We start from the raw sequence: 2,093 nt of genomic DNA, 5'->3' as shown, positions 1-2,093 counted from the left end.
TTCCAAATCCCTCGGCACCCGGGAAAGCTTTTAAAGCCCCCATCTCTGAAGGTGATGTAGGTTCTGTTGGGGTCTTGTCGGTCACGGTCACAGTTCCGGTTTCTTCGCTCACAGTATTATCCGGATTAGTAACCGCAGTAGTATAGGTAAAGGTGTCTTCTGCAGGTGGGGTTTCTTCTAGGGTGCCTTCTTCGGGAGCAACTTCTTCTGTTACAACTTCTTCGGAAGTAGTTTGTTCTGAGTTGTCGGCGTTAGGCGTATAGGTAATCGTGTTATCCTCATTGATTACCGCTGTACCATTGGAGGGTTGACTTACCTCCGTTATTACAACGTCACTTTCTTTTTTAAAAGTATCATTCTTAAGGGGTTCTATTACTATAGGTTCCTCAGAAGTAACTTCTACGATATCTTCAACAACATCCTCAACAGGTTCTACGGTAACATCAACTGTTACAACTTCTTCTGTTGTAGTTTCATCTTCATTGGTGACTTCCAATGTTATTTCAATATCGTCCTTCCCATTATAATCGCTCGGTGGAGTGTATACTGCTATACTGTCCTTTTCTATGGTGATTTCACCGTATGTAGGTTTGGAACTACTTTTATATCTTCTGCGTCCTTTCCTTTCGCTAGAAGTGTTATAAAGCAAGTTAAAGGTTACAGGTTGATCTTCTTCAGTAGTAAATACTGCATGGGCTAAATCGAGAATTACTTCTTTTGGATCGCTGCCAATTGGGTTTTCTTCCACTACATATTCCGCCAACAGATCGGAATCCTTGTTGCAGGAGAAATTTAAAAAAAGGACAAAGCATGCCAAGGTCACTTGTAATAGATTCGAGGGGGTGATTTTCATAAGTTCTAAGACGTTAATTTAATTGATAAACATTTGGGGTTTACAATTGGGGTTTATAATAATTTTTAATTTCACAATAACATCGGCAAATGACTTATATTTCCGACCAACTGCCTATTTGAATGTGTATTGTTAGTTTTACGTATGCTTTTTAGCTTTGGATGTTTAAAATTCCCTTATTCGATGAAATGCCCTTTTCTTTATGATTTGATTAAATCTAATCTCGTTGAATGGTCGTTTTCCTTAACATCTATGGATTGGGGTGTCTTATTGGCAATTTTGTTTTTCGCATTGTAATAGTACAAAGAGGACTTTAGTGTTTGATTATAGATACACATTTTAAAGGCTGCCCTGTGTGGTTAAATTTATCTTTGGAGATTGCTTGTAACACCATCTTATTGAATGAGGGTTTGAGTGAGTCATGGAGTGTCTTTAATAAATGTTTATGGCAAGTATTAGCGTGTGTAAATGATATGATCTGCGGAATGGTGAAGTGTTGAGGAATTGGGATATAGAGAGAAAGCACAAGGATTGACCACAGGATTCTATTTTTTAATTAGATTCTAGGAATTGCATACGGTATGAGATTTCATTTTAGGTGTTGTTCTTTTTAAAAAAAGAGGTAGAATTTTTTTGCTATTCTTTTCAGGTTTTCTTGAAATCTAAAAGGATTTTAATCGGAGAGTTGGATTATTCATTAATTTCTTTAAGTCTTAATAAGTTTAAAATTTCTTTAGTCTTTCTGGATTTGAGAAATGCTAGGGGATTGGATTTGGGTAAAAGGTGTATTGTAAATTAATTATTAAATACCACTTATTTAATTGAGGGCGATAGATTTTCTTGAAATTTTTATATGTTTCTAGTACATGATAATAATAAGTATTATGGAGAGAAGCTTGGTCCTTATCATGAGGCTCACTTAATTAAAATTAGGGCGAATACTATTCTTTACGCTAAATAAAAACATAATTTATTGAGAAATATCTTTAATGATTATTTTAAGTTGAATTTATTTAGAGATTCTAGAGTTGTTCAAAATACAAAAAGCAGGGCTTAGGCCCTGCTTTTTAAATTGTGGATTTGGGAAATATTATTTTATGGTCAGCGCGTGTAAAAACTCTTCCAAATTGGTATAGCCATCATCATCCCGGTCCTTATTACCGTCACTGGAATCATTCGGATTTAAGCCATTAGCAGTCTCCCATTCATTGCTCATCCCATCTTTGTCACTATCCGAATA

Annotated in this window: 1 protein-coding gene; it reads right to left on the bottom strand. The window is 35.6% G+C overall.

The genetic code is table 11. The features are described 5' to 3' along the window. The coding region (locus BUA60_RS22665) for an Ig-like domain-containing protein (RefSeq protein ID WP_178347059.1) at positions 1 to 853 on the bottom strand (853 nt) is incomplete at its 3' end. Positions 854 to 2,093 lie beyond the last annotated feature (1,240 nt).

It is taken from the genome of Arenibacter palladensis, from assembly GCF_900129275.1.
GTDB lineage: Bacteria > Bacteroidota > Bacteroidia > Flavobacteriales > Flavobacteriaceae > Arenibacter > Arenibacter palladensis.
The sequence above is the reverse complement of the archived record's forward strand: the minus strand, read 5'-3'. Positions and strand labels throughout refer to the sequence as shown.